The organism is Paraeggerthella hongkongensis, assembly GCF_003726035.1.
Taxonomy (GTDB): Bacteria; Actinomycetota; Coriobacteriia; order Coriobacteriales; family Eggerthellaceae; genus Paraeggerthella; species Paraeggerthella hongkongensis.
In genome coordinates this window covers 1-18293 of record NZ_QICD01000022.1, presented here as the reverse complement: position 1 = coordinate 18293, position 18293 = coordinate 1, and the positions used below count along the sequence as shown (strand labels likewise).

Sequence of the window (18293 nt, the reverse complement as noted above, 5' to 3'; positions counted from 1 at the left end):
CCGCGCGCAACCGAACGGGACGACCGAAGGCTCACGATGCCGACTTCTCCGGCAGTCGGCCCAGAAGCTCCGTGCGCAACCGAAGATTGGCAACCGCAAACGCCGACCCCGGACATTGCAGCCGCTTGCCCAAACATCGCGATACATGGATCGCGATTCTCTCCATCTCTTCGCGACTGGCAATTTGCAGCGTGGTCACCGTGACCACGTCGACCCCAAGCGCATCGAGCGCAATCCGTCGAGCAGAATCGCTTGCAGCGTTTTTAGAACCAAGATGCTCCTGGTCGCTGTCGTATTCAAGGGCTAGGTTCGCTCGAGGCCAATACAAATCACAACGATAAAACTGCTTTGAGGACACGCTTCTGGCACGGGCAGGCACATCGATACGGCAGTTCAAAACCGGCAGCTCGATCCCGTAGCCGCCCAGCTTGTAGGGAAGGCACAGCAACATGGCAAGGACGGTTTCGCGCGGAGAAGCCGACCCATCGATGACGAACCTCAAGGCACGAAGCGCTTTCTTCCGACCGCGGGCATGACTTGCCTCCACGACGAACGTTCTCAGTTTCGCCACCGTGGTCAAGGGCTGGCAAGGGCGAACCGTCCCTGCCGAAAGATCGTACGAACCACAAAGCTCGAAGCCAACCTTCACAAGATCGATCAGCCCCATCCTCTCGCTCATCAGCAAAAACGTGAATTCAGGCGACGTCACGCAAAATCCGTTCTGCGTATCAAGCACCGCCCCCTTTGGCACCGGCAATGCCCAAATATGGCTTTTCACCTGTTCGGACGTTCGGCGAGCCCCGGCATTGCCCACCAGCACATGAAGCGGACGAGCAAGCCACCAAGGACCAGGACCTGCAAGGTCCTTGACGTTCGGAGGAGCGGCAAGGAGTTTTCGAGCGTGAGCGACCGTGCGAAAATGACGCGATCCCACGCGTACGGAACGCCAATACTCCAGAGCAGATTCATGCCCTAGCACAGGATCCATGATCGCCTCCTATAACTATATGTTATAAAGTTATATATTTTCCATCATACTCTGGAACGAAGCCTAGCGCCATGTTACAAATTTGAATCCAATGCCTGTTTCTGCTGAAAAATTACGTTTGCGAATGATCTTTTTCAAGAATAACTTCATGTACGTTTCTTTGACCTGCTCTTTTATTCAATGACTGTTTTAGTTCTATTCTAAAAGCCTCTCCAAATCGTTCGCAAACGCAATTTTTTAGCAGAAATCGAACAGCTGGGATAATTTTTCGCTCGATTGCTCCCCGGCACGCACGTTGCGCCGACAACGCCAAGCGCTTCAAAACCCGAAAGGCCAGGACGAAGCCGAATGCCCCCCATCAGCATGCCTCCCTGCCGACAGCACCACGCAGAGCGCCGCCCCGAAAGGGGGCGGCGCGTCAACAAGCAAGGTTGTCGGATCCTGCTTACAGCATAGGCACGACCATCGTAACCGGCAGCGCCGCCACCACGATCAGGTAGCGCAGCAGGAAGCCGCCTACGAGCACGCCCGCATCGGAGCCGAAGCTGATCCAATGCGCTTTGCGGCTTTCCTCGAACTCCTTCGGACTGAAGAACAGCAGCCAGGTTTCCAAAGCGGTGGGGATCACCAGGCCGATCAGCACCAAGCCGAACCAGAACAGCGCCGCGTATCCGCCGGACACCAAGCTGACCACCGAGTTCCAGCCCGCAACCGAGTTGCTCGACGTGATGAACAACAGCGCTGCCACCAAAACCAGCTCGATGATGGGCAGGCAGAAGTGGAACTTCTTGAGCACGCCCACGCGGTTGAACTCGTCGGCATGCTTCACGATGCTGATGAGCAGCACAGACGCCGCGCCAGCCGACAAAGCCGACACCAAGAACAAGATGGGCAGCAGCGCGTTGTTCCACAAGGGGAACGTCTTGCACACGCCCAGCAGAGCGCCCGTGTACATGGCCACGGCCACGCCGAACACCGTGCCCGCGATGTCGAGCCACACCGGCACATGCTTCTTCAGGATGTCCAGCAGAAGCGCCACCAAGGCAAGCACCGTGAACCCGGCCAAAAACACCACGCCCCAGGTCATCACGGAACCGAAGTTCGTGAGCAGCAAGGCGAAGCGCAGCGGGTTATGCAGGCCGCCCTCCGCGTCGAACATCAGCAAAACCAAACCGATGATCACGGCAACCGGCGCCACAATGTGGCCGATCTTGCGCATGTTCACCGCCTCGGGATGACGCCAGCCCAAGAAGGCGGAGGTGACGAACGCGCCGCCGCCGAGACCGGCGAGGAACAGGTACCATGCGATGATGGAGCCCCAAATCGGTTCAAACGTCATCGTTCATCACCTCACGTAGAATACTTTGACTTTGGTCAAGTCGCCGGAGATAGGCTGAGCGCCCTCCGCGACAATGGCCTTGGATATCTCGGACTCGGGATCGTCCAAGTCGCCGAATATGCGGGCGCCCGTCAAGCAGGCCTCCACGCACGAGCACATCTTCGTGCCCGTCACCTCGGCCGACACCGTGCAGAAGCGGCACTTGTCAACGGTCCCCGTTTCCTCGTTGAACGAACGCACCTGGTAAGGGCACGCCGCCATGCAGTACTTGCACCCGATGCAGCGGCCGTGGTCAACGCCTACCACGCCGTCGGCGCCGATGAACGCAGCGCCCGTCGGACACACCGCCACGCAGGGAGCGTCCTCGCAGTGCATGCACTGCAACGGCACCGTCTCCACTCCCACGTTGGGATACGTTCCCGTCTCCTGTTCCTCGTAGCGAATGAAGTGCTGCGTAGGCAACAGATCGTTCTGGCGCTGGCAGGCCACGCGGCAGGCGTAGCAGCCAATGCACTTCTTCGTGTTGATGAGCATTCCGTAGCGAGCCATTACGCACCCACCTTCTTAACCGTGACGACCGCTTCCTGCGTCATCGCCGACCCATATCCGGGCTCCATGTGGAAGGGCACGAAATCCATTTGGCGCAAGCCCACGTTGTACGCCGTATGCTGATCAGGCGCCGAGCAACCATAGTGGCTGGGCATGTACAGCGCCGTAGGATTGATGCGCTGCGTCACCTTCGCGCGAACGCGGCCCGTATGCTGGTCGTTCGACACCTCCACCTCGTCGCCATCGGCGATGCCCAGGCGATCGGCCACGTCGGCGTTGATCCAAACGCGCGTCAGATCGTAGTCCTTCGTGATCTGCATGAGGTCTTCGATGTTGGCCGTCTGCGTATGGCTGTGGATAGCCTGCTTGCCGCCGATCAGGCGCAACTCGTTTCCAACCGGCATGATCGCCGGATCCACCCATACCGGAACCGCAGACAATCCCGCCTTCTCGCACGCCTCGCTGGCGAACTGAACCTTGCCCGAGGGGGTCTTCCACTTGGGGGCATTGCCGTACAAGAACTCCTTTTCGGGGAAGTACGCCGTGCCCGTCTTCTTGAGAGCGTCGAGCGAAAGACCCACGGTCTTCAGCTGCGCATCAGCCAATTCGTCCACGCTGAACTGGAAGTACTCGCCCACGCCGCACGCTTCGGCCAGCTCGCTGAATATCTGATCGACCGGCTTGGTGTTGGGGTGGATCTTGTCGAGCACCTGATCGCGCAAGGACACCGCCGGCACCTTGCCGCCGATGAACTCGGGCAATTCCAAACGCTCCAGGTAGCTGGTGTCCGGCAGCACGTAATCGGCAAGCATGGCGGTTTCGGACATCTGCACGTCCACGACCACCATCAGGTCCAAATGGGACAGCGCCTCGTTGAGGTACGCGGTGTTGGAATACCCGGCAGCCATGTTCGAGTTGTAGAAGAACATGCCCTTCAGGGCGCCTTCCTTGGCCTGCTGGGCCGCGAACAGGTTCGTTCCCATGCCCGTCAGCGCCAACGGATACTCTTCGGAACCGGCGATCTTCCCTTCAGGCTTGGGAACGCTGGGGAATTGCGCTTTGTCCACATCGCCGGCAGAAACGCTCGAGGTGAACAGCGCGCCGCCCTTCTGGTTCCAGCAACCCAGCAGCGTGTTGAACAGCGCGATGGCGCGCGCCGTCTCGCCGGAGTTCGCATACGAGCAGCCGAACGCACCGCGCCAGCTGGGTTCGATGGATGCCGCAGGAGCAGCCTGGGCGAATTCCACAGCCAAGCGATCGATCGTCTCGGCGCGGATTCCCGTGACCTTTTCGGCCCATGAAGGAGTGTACGCCTCAAGCTCCTTCGCCCACTGCTCGAAACCCACCGTATGAGCCGCCACGTACTCTTTGTCGTACAGGTTGCGCGTCACCAGCACGTTCGCCATGGCCAGCACAAGGGCCAAGTCCGTACCGGGGTTGATGGGCACCCATTCGTCAGCGAACTTGATGGAGTTGTTGCAGCGCGGATCAACCAGCACGATATGCGCGCCCTTGTCGTGCGCCTTCTGCAACGAGGCAACGGAGCTGGGACGGATGGCGTCGGCGTAGCTGCGGCCGATGAACATGGTCATCTTGGAGTTCGCCATGTCGCTGGAGTAATTGCCCGTCCCGATGACCTGCGTAAAGCCCGCCTCTTTCGACAGGTTGCAAGCCGCGCCGTGCGTATACACGTTGGCCGAGCCCAGCGCGTTCATGAAGCGCTTCGTGTAATACTTGCCCGACGGGCGCGGATCCTGGACTATGGCCAAAGCCTGGGGCCCGTCGGAAGCGATAATGTCCTTCACCTTTTCGGCGATTTCCCCATACGCTTGATCCCATGAAATAGCTTCGAACGTGCCCTTTTCGTTCTTCTTGAGCGGATCGGTCAAACGATCCTTCGAATAGGCGATCTGAGAATAGCCGTAGCCTCGTGCGCACAGCTTACCTTTGGCGTAGGGATGGTCGGCGTCGCCGATCAGCTTCGTCAGGCGCCCGTCCACAACGTAGGCGGTAAAACCGCACTTGCTCGAACAGGCGTTGCACAGCGAATGAACCGTCTTCGTCTCCCCGTTCGCGGCTTGATCGGCATGCGCTTTCTCCCACGCGCCAAAGCTCACGAACCCGGACGTCGCTGCAACCGCAGCCACTCCAGCACTCCCAGCCAGAAAGCCTCGCCTGGTTATAGCGTGTTCTGACATAGTTGTTTCCTCTCTATATGCATGCACGTGCATTCGATGTCGTTCAACGTGCGTCATGCGTTCATCTCCATCGGCGAGACCTGCGCCCATATTCCCATGAGCACGTCGACCAGCCCGATGTAGAAGCGCGCGTCATCCTCAAGAGCCAGCAGCCGCAACCGGTACGCCGTGAGCCAGGCCAACCGCTCCGAAAGGAACAGCCGCGCCTCCTCTTTCATGCCGGACCGCAACAGCACGGCCGCAAGGTCAAGCTCAAGGGAAACGTGGTCGGGGCACGCCGAGAACTCCGGCGGCACCTGCAATCCCAGGCGCTCGATAAGATCGCGCATGTACAACGCTGAATCGCCCCAGTACAATCCTCCCGCATTGCGAGAAAACGGCGAGCTTCCCGCCGCGGCGGTCCAAGGCTGGTACAAAGATTCCACCGGCAATGCCGATTCAGGCAGGCCGCCCACGAAATGCCGCGCGGCGAACGCCTTTTTCTCTTGGTACGCAGGAGGACGGAACAGGGCGTTCACCTCGCCGATGGACAGGAAATCCTGCAACGGGCAACGCCTGCGCGCATTTGCGATAGGGCTTGGGCTTTCCCCGAGAACCCGACCGTCCTGCATGGTGCGACGTGCGGCGTCAAGAAAATCAGACCACGCGGAGCCCGTCGAGATCCGCTTCCATTCAGCCTCTTCAACCGGCGCGAAGCAAACGGACAGCACCGAGAGCATCGTTTCGTCTTCCATCATCGCCCTTCCTCCTTTCCTTGGATCATGGGTTTCTCTTGCAAAGCGGCGTCGGACGAACCGGGATTATCCCTGCACGAGGGTCGCCGTCCTCACGACGCCCTGGTCGATGACCTTCTGCGCGATATCCTCCCAGTCGATGAACTTGATGGCGCCGTTGGGGCACTGCTCGGCGCAGCGGCCGCACGAGATGCACTTCGTGGACACGCCGGTTTCCGAATCCACCACGGGCATGTTCCACGGACAGGCCATGTGGCACATGCCGCACCCGATGCACTTCTTGGCATCCACGGTGCGCGCGCCGCTCTTCTCATCGCAGTAGATGGCATGGACCGGGCAGTAGTTCATGCACTGCGGGTCGGCGCACTGCTTGCAATGCTCCACCGTGAACTGACAGGCGCCGTTGCCATCGCCGAACACGCCCTCGCCGGTGTCGGGACCGGCTCCCCAGTTGTAGTTCTCCCATACGCGCACGCGAGCGATATGCTGGCACACGCGGCCATCGTTCTTGAGCGTGCACATCATCTCGCAGCGCTGGCAGCCCGAGCAGCGAGCGCGATCGGTCACGATCATCTTGGTGGGCGTGGTACGAATGTCGATGCGCCCCGAAGCGATCGAGGCGGACGTCACGCCCCACGAGGCCAGCACGCCGCCGACTACCAAGCCGGCAACGCCGCAGCCGGCCATGGCCAGCACGTCGCGACGCGTGATGTTTTTCTTCTTCGGAGTCTCCTCGGACGCGCCGGACGTCGCGGCGGACCCAGCTGCCGCAGGCGTCTCGGCCTGGGTGCGCTGTTCCTTGGAGGTGTTGTTGTTCAGATTGGTATCTGACATAGCCTGATACTCCCCCCTCACATATATGGTGAGTCTCGTTTCAGTGGTTTCGCCAATCCCGGCACGTTTTCGTCGCGCTCGGAAGCGGCTCGCTCCGCACCATCCTTGCAATTCCTGGTTCACACAACGATTGCAGTATGCCTTCGGCGAACAACGACCCCCTACCCTCTTTGGGGTGCTTTTTGCCCTGATCTGCCAATTTCACGAAATACCCTCAAAGAGGGTACGGCGCTTGAACGCCCCCGGGCATACTGGACGGCGACGAATCTTGTCACCGTGTTCTGCACGCATCCCCTGGCTTCCCACACAACAAAGAGCCGACTATTCAAGAATTTGGAGATGCAACATGGCTGACGAAAAATCGTACGGATGGGCCGGTAAGATCCTCCGCGTCGACCTCAGCACGGGCGCGATCACGACGCAACCGACCGACCCCTACAAGGCCTACATCGGCGGCATGGGCCTTGCCAACAAAATCATCTACGACGAAGTTCCCGCGGGGACCGATCCTTTGGCCCCCGAGTCCAAGGTTGTTTTCGCCGTTGGCCCCCTGACGGCATCGGGCGTGCCCTTGGCCGGCCGCACCACCATCAGCTTCCTGTCCACCTTCACCACCGACCACCTGCCGGTGGACGCGCACTGCGGCGGCATGATCGGCGCGAAGATCAAGCTGGCCGGCTACGACGCCATCGTGCTTGAAGGCGCTTCCAGCAAGCCCGTGTACCTGCATATCAAAGACGATCAGGTGCAGATCAAAGACGCCAGCTTCATCTGGGGCATGGGAACCCGCGCCACCACTGAAACCCTGAACCGCATCGAGGGCATGAGCGCATGCGTGGCCACCATCGGCCCCGCCGGCGAGAACCTGGTTCCGTACGCATGCCTCATGAACTCGCGCAACCACTCGGCAGGCGCCGGCGTGGGCACCATCATGGGATCGAAGAAGATCAAGGCTCTGGTGGTCGAAGGCAACGGCAGCGTGAACGTAGCCGACCCGCAAACGGTAGCGGAGCTGTCCGACTACATGCTGCGCGAAATCATCGGCTCGAACAACAACCACGTGGTTCCCTCCACGCAGCAGGAATGGGCCGAGTACTACGACAAGGGCTCCCGCTGGACGGCGCGCAAGGGTCTGTACTGGGCGCAGGCCGAAGGCGGCCCCATCGAAACCGGCGAGCCCAAGCCCGGCGAATTGAACACGGTGGGCTACCGCTGCATGAAGTCCGTAAAGGACGACGGCCCTGAAGCCGAGAAGTACACCATCAAGATGAACGGCTGCCACAGCTGCCCCATCCACTGTTACTCGGACCTGCGCGTTCCCGCCAGCAAGGAGAACGGCGGCTTCGAGATCACGGGCAACACCTGCGTGCCGAACTTCCCGTTCCTGTACATGATCAAGATTTTGGGAGACAAGACCACCGTTGAAAACGGCTCCGAGGATTTTGTGATTTGGAACCAGGCTATGGGCTCTACGGTCGATGACCTGGGCCTGTGGTGCAACTACGCGCAGCTGTACCGCGACATCGCGCACTGCTACGCGACCGGCATCTTCGAGCGCGTGCTGCCGCCCGAGGAATACGCGCTGTTCGACTGGGAGGGCCTCAAGAGCAACGATCCCAGCTTGATGGTGAAGGTGCTGCAGCACATTGCCAAGGGCGACAACGAGATGTCCTACATCGCGCACGGCCCCATCGTGTGGTGCAAGCGCTGGGACGACATGGGATGGTTCGACAAGCCGGCTTCCGCGCTGATCAACTATCGCGGCTGGCCCGTGCACCACGCCATCGAATGCTTCGGCCAGGTGGGCGGCGTGTACAACATGATGTTCAACCGCGACGACATGATCCACTCCGCCGTCAACTTCCAGGGCTGCGGCTTGCCCTTCGACCTGAAGAAGCAGATAGCTGCCGAGATCTGGGGCGGCGAGGACGCCATCGACGCCGACAAGAACTACACCCCCATGAACGAGCACAAGGCGAACTTCGCTTGGTGGAGCATCGTGACCGACGTGCTGCACGACTCGCTTACGCTGTGCAACTGGGTGTGGCCCATGTCCATGAGCCCCTCGAAGACGCGCGATTACCGCGGCGACCTGGATCTGGAAGCCAAGTTCTTCACCGCCGTCACCGGCGAGCAAGTTTCCACGGACGACCTGTACAAGGCCGGCGCCCGTATCATGACGCTCCAGCGCGCAGCCACGGTTCGCGGCATGATGGATCCCGACGGCAAGATGGGCTGCAACGACATGCGCAACGTCCACGACGTGATCACCGAATGGGTGTTCACGAAGGATCCGGACAAGCAGCCCTTCACCGAAGGCACCGACAAGATGGACCGCGACGACTGGAACAAGGCGCTCGAGATGACGTACGCCAAGTTCGGTTGGGACGAGAAGCTGGGCTGCCCCACGAAGGACTGCCTGGATTACTACGGCATGGCCGACGTCAAGGACGAGCTTTCCAGCTTGAACCTGCTGCCGTAACGCGGTTTCACATGCGGGCGCTTCGGCGCAGGCCGGGCGCCCGCACCCCCTACCCCCATCCCTCCAAGCAACGAGGCCCCGGAGCAGCTCCGGGGCCTCGTTGCACAACGGCGAGCGAAGGGAAGGGTGCAAAAAGCGGGCTACATGTTCATGTAGCGCTCGACGGAAGCCCACTCGGCAAGAGAAGCCGCGTATGCAGGCGTAAGGTGCTCCGTCGAAAAGTAGTACACGTCGCCGTTCGATGCGCGCGTCTGCTGGATATCGGGATACAGGCCCGATTCGCGCACCTCGTCCCATGCCCGGTCGATCTCCTCGTCGCTCAACCGAAACGGCGGGTTCTTCAAACTGGACGCAGGAAGCGGACGCGGATAGACGCGCGATTCCTCGCGCACGCAGTCCACGAACGTGACCACGTTGTCGTCCTCGGCGGCCAAAAAAGCCCAGTGCGCGAACGCATCGGTCATGCGGGCGCTGTCGTACAGATAGTAGCTGTGCGCGCCCACCAATGTCACGATGCCTTCGCAGTCGATGGCGCGCTCGACGGGCTCGGGCTCCTCGTCCGTAGGAACAAGAACCCACTCGCCCTCGAGCTCCACCAGCTGATAGCCAGCCGGAATGCTCAAGTTCGCGAAAGGGCTGCGGCCGTCGTCTGCAGGGGGATCCAAGGCGGCGGCTTCGCCCAGATCGGCAGCATCGGCAGGCTCGAGATCGCTGGAATCGACAATCTCGAGCACGGCATCGTCCGACGCCGACGAAGAAGCGCAATCGGCGGAAACGGCACCGTCCGCCTCCTCGACAGGCGCGGGCGCCACAATCGCAGGAGGAACGCCCACCGCGCGCGTCGCGCTTCGGTACACAACGGCAGGCTCGTCCTCGCTCGCCTGCTCCCGAGCGGCAGCCTGCTGGTCCTCCAGATACTCGTACACGAACATCTCGAATTCGTCCGCCGTCATATGATCGGGGACCAAGCCCAGTGAAGGCCAGCGCGTCGGCTCGACCAAATGGCTGTCGGAGGACTGCTCGCGCACGTCGTCGAACACGGCAGCAAGCGCATTATGCTCGGCAAGCTCCAACGCAGCCGCTTCTTGACCGGCAACTTCTTCGATCGCCTCTACATCGCAGGGCGCATCTCGAAAACCGGCGCCCGTCGGAAGGGCGCTCTGCACCTCGCTCATGCGCTTGCACCCGCCTTTGCCAGCGCTTCGCTCACCTGCAAATCAATGCGCGAGTCGCGCAGCGAGCAATGCTCGCATACCATGCACGTCACGGAATACTCGTCGCACGGCAGATCCCGATCCAGCCGCTCAAGCACGGCCCCCTGGCGAATGAGCCAATCCCCCACCAAAGCGCGGATCCCCTCCACGGCGAACACCGGCGTGTGCACCTTGTCCCACGGCACGCCGTCAAGAGCAGCCTTCACATCGTCCGGGGAAATCGCAAGCGCCTCGGCGAACGTCTTTCCCTCGACCATCGAGCAGATAACGCTCGCGCACGCGGTCATCGCCAAGCAGCCGCGCGTCTTGAACCCCACGCGAACGAACGAGTCGCGCTCCGGATCGACGACCGCGAACAGGCGCAGCGCCACTTCCCCGCGCTTCGATTTTCCCACCATGCTCTGAGCGTTGAAACCTTCGGGCGCGCCGCCGTTCTTGAAGTTGGCCACCACGGAAAGCAGCGTGTCGGAGTACTCGGACACGCCGTCGTCAACAACCGTTTGATACACGTCAGCGGTGCGGATGACCGCCCGCTCCTTCGGCTCCAGGAACACATTCCTCGCATCGCCCACGGCCCTGCCTCCTTTGCCTCAAACACCTATCGCATATCACAATTGCACACTATGATATGATGGGATTCGGCGCAGGAGCCGCGTACCCTCTTTGGGGATATTTTTGCAGAATAGCATTATTACCAGGAGCATCATCGGAACACTTCGGGGGGAGGACACGGTTGAACGAGCGTTCTCGCAATGTCGCGAACAAGACCGATCGGCATGACGAGATGTCCCTTTTCGCAGCAGCGCCGCTCGAAGGCGGGCAGGAAGAATCGGCTCGAACCAACCTGCAGAGGTTCGCTCCGCTGCTGCCTTCCATCGTGGGATTGGCCTTCGGCCGCGCGGGCCTGATCGTTGCCAGCTACGGAAGCTACACGAGCACCGACGAGGGCATTTTCACCGACGGGGCCATGCTGGTTTCGCTCGCCATCCTGGGCGTGTTCTTCCTGTACATCGCCATCACGAAGCGGCGAGTGAAGAAGTCATTCACCAACGTCTTGGTGCATGTCTGCATCGCCCTCGAGGCCATCGCCCTCGTCGCCTTGGCCTCGTTCGAAGCGCTGGGAGTGCACGGCTGGGAAGCGCGCTTCGCCATGAGCACGCTCTCATCCCTTGCGGCATCGGGAGCCATCTTCTACTGGCTGCTGCGCGCGCGAGGGGCCGCCACCATCACGGCGGTCGTGTACGTGTTCGCCGCGCTCATCCTCAGCGAAATCGAGATATACCTGTGCATGCTCCTCCCCATTGCCGCAGGAAACGCAATCGCGTGCATCTTGGTGCTCGCCCAATACCCGTGCATTCGCTGGGCGCGCAAGCAGGCGCTCGCCCACGACATCCGCTCCATCACCCTGCCCAGCGACTACTTCCAGTTCGCGAAGGACATGCTTTCGAGCACGCGGTTCCTCATTGCCAACGCCATCGGCATAGGCTGCCTGGCAATCGTTGACGGCGCGCTGCGCGGATATCCCAACGGGCAATCCATCTCGTTCACGTTCACCACGCGATTCATTGAGTTTTTGCTGGTCATAGGCATTAGCGCTATCATTATCATATTGGTTTCAAGGCGACACCAGCGCATTATGACCGTGGGCATCTTCGTATTGATGGAGCTTCTTGCCTGCCTTGCGCTCGTCTGCTACGCGGCGTTTCCCGAAGCCCTCGACATCGGCGCCATATTCACCACCACGTTGAACGCGCTGATGGTGGCGTTCAGCTGGTACATCATCATCGCGTTCATGAGCCATGGCTGGCGCGACCCGTACTATTACGCCATCGCAGGATGGATGGTGTGCTGGGGATGCCGAGCGATCACGCGCGTGGCGCTCATCCAGTTTTACGATCTGTTCGACAACGACATACTCATGTGCGCCGTCATGGGCACCGCCATCGTGCTGTCCACTCAGGTGATCTTCACGCAGCTTCTAGGCGTTGCGCAGCTCAGCGGCGAAAGGGAGGACGAAGGCGAGAAGAAACCGTCCAGCATGCTGTCGAAGATCATGGGCTTGGACCAGCACGAATCGCTCGCCGACATGCGCCAAGCCTCCATGCAGCACAACGCAGAGGAAATCGGCAAGCAGTTCATGCTGTCCGAACGCGAAGTCGAGGTGCTGGCGCTGTACGCGCTCGGGTTCACGCAAAAACGCGTGGCGGAAGAGCTCTACATCAGCCCGGGCACCGCGCATGCGCACATCAAGCGCATCTACGCGAAAACCGGCCTGCATTCGCGCCAAGAGATCCTGGACTACATGCAACAGTACACGTCGTAGCCGCAACCGGCCAGAGCGTCCGGCGCGCGACCGACCGATGCGCGACAGCGAACGACGCAAGCTCAAAGGGGACCCGCCATGCCGAACCTGATGGACATCGCCCAACGAATCATCGACCAACCGCCCTTGGCGCTGCTTGCGGACAAACGCTGCCTTTCCGAATGCAACCCCCATGCAACCTGCACGACCTGCGCCGACGCATGCCCGGTCGAAGCCGTCGCCATAGCGGCGGCGCGCAACGCGCGCATGGGGCATGCATCGATCGACAAGGACAGCATCACCGGGCCGCGCATCAACCTGGAAACCTGCATCCGCTGTGGGGCATGCGTCGTCGCCTGCCCCACCGGAGCCCTCGCGCCCGTTGCACCGTGCGACGACGCCCTGCTCGATGCCTGCGAAGCGGCCGGCAGGGCAGCGTTCGAGCAAGCCTTCGCGAAACAGGCGGAACAAGGAGAAGCGGGCGTCGAGGAAGGACGCCCCGTCCTCCCAGAGCCGGCAACGACCGGTTTCGTCTGCGCGCGCACGGCAGCAGGACTGGGGGTCGACGCCGCGCGCGCCGTCATGGTTCCCTGCCTGGCCTGGGTTGACGCCGCGCTCATCCTGCACGCCGCATGCGCCGGAGCACAGCGCGTCCTCCTTCTGAGCGCGCCATGTTCGACATGCGAGCATCGCCAAGCCGTGCAGGCCATCGCCCACGAGGCATCCGAAGCCCAGCGCATCGCAGATGCCTGGGGCATCGATCTGCAAGTCGGCCTCGGCGAAGCAACCGGCAACCTGACGGCATGCCGAAAAGCCGCAGGCGAGCTGTCCCGGCGCGACCTGCTTTCCCAAGCGCGCTCAACGCTGGCCGATGCGGCATCCGAAGCCCTGCCCTCTCCGGTGAGGCGATTGATCGACGAGCAAAGCGCCCCGGCCGCCCCCGAACCCGACCGTCGCCGATGGCGCATGCTCGACGATCTGCACGACTTCGGCCTGCCCGCCGACGACGTATCCCTGCCCCGCAGCATTGCGCCGCGCATCCGCATCGACGTCGGCCACTGCTCAGGCTGCACGCTGTGCGCGCAATTCTGCCCCACCGGCGCGCTGCGCAAAGCCGGCAAGGCGGCGGGCGGTGCGACGCTGCTCGAATTCGACGCGCCACTCTGCCGTGATTGCGGGGTCTGCACCGAGACATGCTGCTACGGTGCGCTATCATGCGAGGAAACCCTCACGGCAGCCGAGCTGTTCTCGCTCGAGCCGCAGCAGATCATCGTCCCGAAAAGACGCGTGCTGCCAAGCCGCCGCTAAACTGCAAGCCGGCAACGCGCAGGTCAGAAAGGAATCGAACCAACGCCATGCTCCATTTCGACAGCGATTACATGGAGGGAGCCCACCCGGCCATCCTCGAACGATTGACCGCCACGAATTTCGATCAAACGCCCGGTTACGGCACCGACGCGTATTGCGAAGCGGCGCGCGACCTCATCCGCGCAGCCTGCAAAGCCCCTGATGCTTCCGTGCATTTCCTGGTAGGAGGCACCCAAGCGAACGCGGTGGTGCTCGATCAACTGCTCCGCCCCTGGGAGGGCGTCGTCTCGGCCGACACCGGGCACATTCACACGCACGAAGCGGGGGCCGTGGAAGCCTGCGGGCACAAGGTTTTGCCGCTGCCCCATAGAAACGGCAAGCTGGACGCCGCCGATGTGCGCGCGCTCTGCGAAACGTACTGGAACGACGCCAACAACGAGCACGTGGTTGCGCCCGGCGTAGTGTACCTGTCGCACCCCACCGAGTACGGCACCGTGTACGCGCTGTCCGAACTGGAGGATCTTGCTGCGACGTGCCGGGACTTCGGCATGCGCCTGTTCTTGGATGGGGCGCGCCTGGCCTACGGGCTGGCCGCCGTCGGCTCGGACGTCACGCTGCACGACATCGCCCGTCTATGCGACGCGTTCTACATCGGCGGCACCAAAGCAGGCGCCCTGTTCGGCGAAGCGGTCGTGTTCACGCGTCCCGCTTCCCAGGAAAACCTGCGCACGTTCGGCCATGCTTTGGACGAGCGCTTCTTCACGCTCGTCAAGAAGCGCGGAGCGCTCTTGGCAAAGGGACGCGTGCTCGGCATCCAATTCTCTACGCTGTTCGAGGAAGACGGGGGCGAGATTCGTTACCAAGCCCTGGGACACCACGCTGTCGACCTGGCTCAACGCATTGCGCAGGGATTCCGCAGCAAGGGCTACCAGCTGGCTATCGACTCTCCTACGAACCAACAGTTCGTCATTCTCGACGACGCCACGCGCGAACGCCTGGCGCATGACGTTTCGTTCGGGTTTTGGGAGCGCACGCCCGACGGCCGCACCGTCGTCCGATTCGCCACCAGTTGGGCAACCAAGCCCGAAGCCGTGGATCAACTGCTCGACCTGCTATAACAGAGGACGCTGCGCCGTCAACGACGGCGCAGCGTCCTCGTCTTGCAATCGTTCGAATTCTCTAGCCGCGATACGACTCCATGAGAGCCTTGAACGCCGGCATGCTGTTCACGATGGTCTCGCGCGCAATGCAATAGCTGATGCGCACCCAGCCGCCCACGCCGAAGCTGTCGGACGGCACGATCAAAAGCTCGTGCTTCTTCGCGCGGTCGCTGAACGCCTGCGCGTCGTCCTCCAGCGCGCGCACCCACAGATAGAACGCACCCTGCGGCTCCACGTATTCGTACCCGAGCGCGCTCAGGCCCTCGGTCAAAAGCGCCCGATTCTCGGCGTACGCGTCCACGTCGCTCGGCTCGTCCACGCACGCAGCGATCACGCGCTGAAACAGCACCGGCGCGCAAATGTAGCCGAGCGCGCGACCCGCGCCGGCCACGGCAGCGAACACGCGGTCCGCGTCGTCCATGGCATCGGACACGAACACGTAGCCGATGCGCTCGCCCGGAAGCGAAAGCGACTTCGAGTACGAATAGCACACGATGGTGCGCGCGTACACGGAAGGCACGTAGGGAACCTCGATGCCCTCGTAGACGATTTCGCGATAGGGCTCATCGCTGATCAGGAACAACTCGCGGCCCAGTTCAACCTCTTTAGCAGCCAGAAGATCAGCGAGCGCCTCCAGGTTCGCGCGCGAGTACACGGCGCCCACGGGGTTGTTCGGCGTGTTGATGATAACGGCGCTGGTCTTGGGGCCGATGGCCGCCGCCAAGGCGTCGATGTCAAGCTGGAAGTCGGGCACATGCGCCGGAACCTCCACGCACGTGCAGCCGGCCGTTTCGATCCACACCTTGTATTCCGGGAAGAAGGGGCTGATCACGACAACCTCGTCTCCCGGCTGCGTGACGGCCGACAGGGATATGGCAATGGAGGCCGCCGCGCCCACGGTCATGTAGATATGCTCCGCCGAAGCGGGTACGCCGAAGCGGCGACGGATGCTTTCAGCAATGATGGCGCGCACCTCGGGCACGCCGGCAGCGGGCGAGTAGCCGTGCAGCGACACGGCGGGCTGGTCGAGCAGGTCGAGCGCGGCCTGCTTCACCGCATCGGGCGCAGGGACGCTCGGGTTGCCGATGCTGAAATCGAACACGTTGTCGGCGCCGATTTCCGCCTTGCGCACCAGCCCGTACGCGAACAGCTCGCGAATCGCCGACGGCTCGTTTCCCAGCCCGTACATCCTCTCGTTCACCATGACGGCACCACTTCCCTTGTCTCGCAACGTTTTCGAACAAGGGTAGCACAACGTCATGCACGCGCGCCGCTTCCGTACGCAAACGGCGAATCGCCGGCATGGGGCTTGCACGAGAGCGCGCCAAGGAAACGCTGACCGCTTGCGGAAAGCCCGGGAATCGAACGCAGCGCATACATGATTCGCAAGCGAAGCTCGAGCGCTTTATGCCTTGATCAGCGCCTCCCTAAACGAGAGCCGTCTCTCCCAAGCTCACGATGCGCTCGCGCAACTCGGGACACGCTCGAAACACGAACGCTCGTCCCCGCTGTTCCCGCACCAGATACCGCTTCTGCTCAAGCTCCAGAAAGTCGCCCCGAGCCGTTGCATACGCCACGCGAAACGTACGCTGATGAGGCCCGATGCGCAACAAAGCATCGGGCTCTTTGCACAAGGTCGCAAGAATGGAACGTTGACGGTAATTCAAATCGGCGCCGAACATGCGGCCGATCAGGTCGCTAAGTCGCTGAAACTGCTCGACCGACGCTTCCAATTTGTCAAGCTCCGCCAAGTACAGCTTAACGTACGTGGAGAAATAGGACGTGAAGTCAAAACCGAACCCGTAATCGACCGACCAGTTGGTAAACAGCGCTTTCATACGCGGCGTGTTCAACTCCCCAAAGGGGTAGTACCCCACGGGAAGCCAGCTCAGCACCGGATAGCCCCACTTGATAGCCAAAACGTTTCGCAACAACACGCCCACCAGCGAATTCAAACACGGAAACACGTCGAAGTTCCAAAAGAACCAGGACACGTTGATGATGCGCAGCACGGGACCGAACCGGAACTCATCGTCATCAAGCCGGGCGCGGCGGCATACGGCGTCAATCGCGGCTGCCGAGGTGGGCGGCGCAATGCGAGGGTCAAGCGGGCACACCTCGCCACGGCGGGGGATCCGATCAAGATTCACGCCTTCGATCAGGCGATAGTACAGCGTCTCGACAAGCCCGTGCGTGACGTCGCGCCGAGCCAGCGCGTCGGCGTCGCTGCTCACTTCGAAGTAGTTGCTGATAACCCTATCGAGGTCGGTACGAAGCGGCCCTCCCAGAAATATCTCATGGATGCGCTCGTCGGACACGCGCGCGCCCTCTGTTTCCAGAACGCGGGCGAGCGTGCGCTCGATGTAGCGCGTGACGAACGGCGAGCCCTTGAGGGACGAAAGCGCCTCGTCAAGCGGAAAGCCCGCCATACAGCGCATTTCCAGCATTTTGGAATCGAAGGCCATTGCGCTGGTGGTGATGAACCAGCAATCCGCCTCGCGATAGGGGTCGTCGGGGACGAATATGGCCACTTGCTTTCGAATGGCGGTCAAGATCAGCCAGATCTCGTCTTTGGTGTACCCTTCGGGAAGCTCGTATTGATCGAGATCCTCGAACAGTAGCAATCCTCTGTCGATAACGCTGCGCAGTCGATAGAAGCATTCGTTGTTCATAAGCTCTACGATGTCCTCAGTCGCGCATCGTGTCATGTCGCCTCCATCCGGTTGCCATCAACTTGAAGCAACTATACTATCAATTATCAATATAGTAAGTATCAATTTCTTATATATTGATAATCAGCAGCCAAGGAACTATAGTATATGCAAGGCGGGAACGTTGGAAACACCCATTCGTTGCCGTTGGCACCTCCTTGTATGGGCTGTTTTCATAAATTCCAGCCTGAGCGGATCCGCGACAATCCGCGCTCCAAGAAGCCCCGCCTTTAAACAGGACCCTTGCAAGGGTCCTGTTCTTTTATGGTCCGGTCGAGGACAAAGGGCTGGAATTGAGTCCTTGAACTGAAAGAGCCATTGCAAAAAGTCGTCCGCCAATGGCAATTCGGGTTATGTTTCAAAAAGTGTGTCCGATCCAATTATTCACTGCCTGTAATTCGTAGGCATGTGGAACTCCTCCCAGACGATGCCTGAGCCGTACCTGTCGGGTGTGCCCTCACCTTTGCCAGCATC

At 61.2% G+C, this 18293-nt stretch carries 14 protein-coding genes; 4 read left to right on the top strand and 10 right to left on the bottom strand.

All coding sequences use genetic code 11. The features are described from left to right. Nucleotides 1–31 precede the first annotated feature (31 nt). The 6 genes from DMP08_RS09540 to DMP08_RS09515 form a co-directional block, all read right to left on the bottom strand. Entirely contained in the window at nt 32–988 is a 957-nt protein-coding gene (locus DMP08_RS09540; RefSeq protein ID WP_123192666.1) for a hypothetical protein, read from the bottom strand. Nucleotides 989–1433: 445 nt separating this feature from the next. Continuing rightward, nucleotides 1434–2327: an NrfD/PsrC family molybdoenzyme membrane anchor subunit gene (nrfD, locus tag DMP08_RS09535; protein ID WP_123192665.1), complete on the bottom strand. Its 894-nt coding sequence runs from the start codon at nt 2325–2327 to the stop codon at nt 1434–1436. A 6-nt stretch (nt 2328–2333) separates the two neighbouring features. After that, complete coding sequence (locus DMP08_RS09530; protein ID WP_123192664.1) at nt 2334–2876, bottom strand: 4Fe-4S dicluster domain-containing protein; 543 nt, start codon at nt 2874–2876, stop codon at nt 2334–2336. After that, the gene (locus tag DMP08_RS09525) at nt 2876–5074 is read right to left on the bottom strand and encodes a molybdopterin-containing oxidoreductase family protein (RefSeq protein WP_123192663.1); all 2199 of its coding nucleotides are present in this window, start codon (nt 5072–5074) and stop codon (nt 2876–2878) included. The genes DMP08_RS09530 and DMP08_RS09525 overlap by 1 nt, the downstream gene beginning before the upstream one ends. Nucleotides 5075–5127: 53 nt before the next feature. After that, the gene (locus DMP08_RS09520) at nt 5128–5811 is read right to left on the bottom strand and encodes a molecular chaperone TorD family protein (protein WP_244596913.1); all 684 of its coding nucleotides are present in this window, start codon (nt 5809–5811) and stop codon (nt 5128–5130) included. A 63-nt stretch (nt 5812–5874) separates the two neighbouring features. Further along, nucleotides 5875–6642: a 4Fe-4S binding protein gene (locus DMP08_RS09515; protein WP_123192662.1), complete on the bottom strand. Its 768-nt coding sequence runs from the start codon at nt 6640–6642 to the stop codon at nt 5875–5877. Nucleotides 6643–6988: 346 nt separating this feature from the next. Here DMP08_RS09515 and DMP08_RS09510 point away from each other — a divergent pair, with 346 nt between their 5' ends. Continuing rightward, on the top strand, nt 6989–9124 hold the full coding sequence (locus DMP08_RS09510; protein ID WP_123192661.1) for an aldehyde ferredoxin oxidoreductase: 2136 nt from the start codon (nt 6989–6991) through the stop codon (nt 9122–9124). A gap of 140 nt (nt 9125–9264) precedes the next feature. Here the strand turns inward: DMP08_RS09510 and DMP08_RS09505 are convergent, their stop codons facing one another. After that, nucleotides 9265–10299, bottom strand: a complete 1035-nt coding sequence (locus DMP08_RS09505) for a hypothetical protein (protein ID WP_123192660.1) — start codon at nt 10297–10299, stop codon at nt 9265–9267. Beyond that, nucleotides 10296–10910: an iron-sulfur cluster assembly scaffold protein gene (locus DMP08_RS09500; RefSeq protein WP_244596912.1), complete on the bottom strand. Its 615-nt coding sequence runs from the start codon at nt 10908–10910 to the stop codon at nt 10296–10298. Before DMP08_RS09500 ends, DMP08_RS09505 begins: the two co-directional genes overlap by 4 nt. A gap of 161 nt (nt 10911–11071) precedes the next feature. On the opposite strand from DMP08_RS09500, the gene DMP08_RS09495 reads away from it, so the two are divergent. The 3 genes from DMP08_RS09495 to DMP08_RS09485 all read left to right on the top strand — a co-directional run bounded on the left by DMP08_RS09495 (nt 11072) and on the right by DMP08_RS09485 (nt 15066). Next, a complete protein-coding gene (locus tag DMP08_RS09495) occupies nt 11072–12661 on the top strand; it encodes a helix-turn-helix transcriptional regulator (RefSeq protein WP_244596911.1) in 1590 nt (529 codons plus the stop codon). A gap of 78 nt (nt 12662–12739) precedes the next feature. After that, on the top strand, nt 12740–13948 hold the full coding sequence (locus DMP08_RS09490) for a 4Fe-4S binding protein (protein ID WP_123192659.1): 1209 nt from the start codon (nt 12740–12742) through the stop codon (nt 13946–13948). Nucleotides 13949–13995: 47 nt separating this feature from the next. Further along, nucleotides 13996–15066, top strand: a complete 1071-nt coding sequence (locus DMP08_RS09485; RefSeq protein WP_123192658.1) for a threonine aldolase family protein — start codon at nt 13996–13998, stop codon at nt 15064–15066. Nucleotides 15067–15127: 61 nt separating this feature from the next. On the opposite strand, the gene DMP08_RS09480 is transcribed toward DMP08_RS09485, so the two are convergent. Next, the gene (locus tag DMP08_RS09480) at nt 15128–16312 is read right to left on the bottom strand and encodes a pyridoxal phosphate-dependent aminotransferase (protein WP_123192657.1); all 1185 of its coding nucleotides are present in this window, start codon (nt 16310–16312) and stop codon (nt 15128–15130) included. Nucleotides 16313–16535: 223 nt separating this feature from the next. After that, the gene (locus tag DMP08_RS09475; protein WP_123192656.1) at nt 16536–17816 is read right to left on the bottom strand and encodes a hypothetical protein; all 1281 of its coding nucleotides are present in this window, start codon (nt 17814–17816) and stop codon (nt 16536–16538) included. Nucleotides 17817–18293 lie beyond the last annotated feature (477 nt).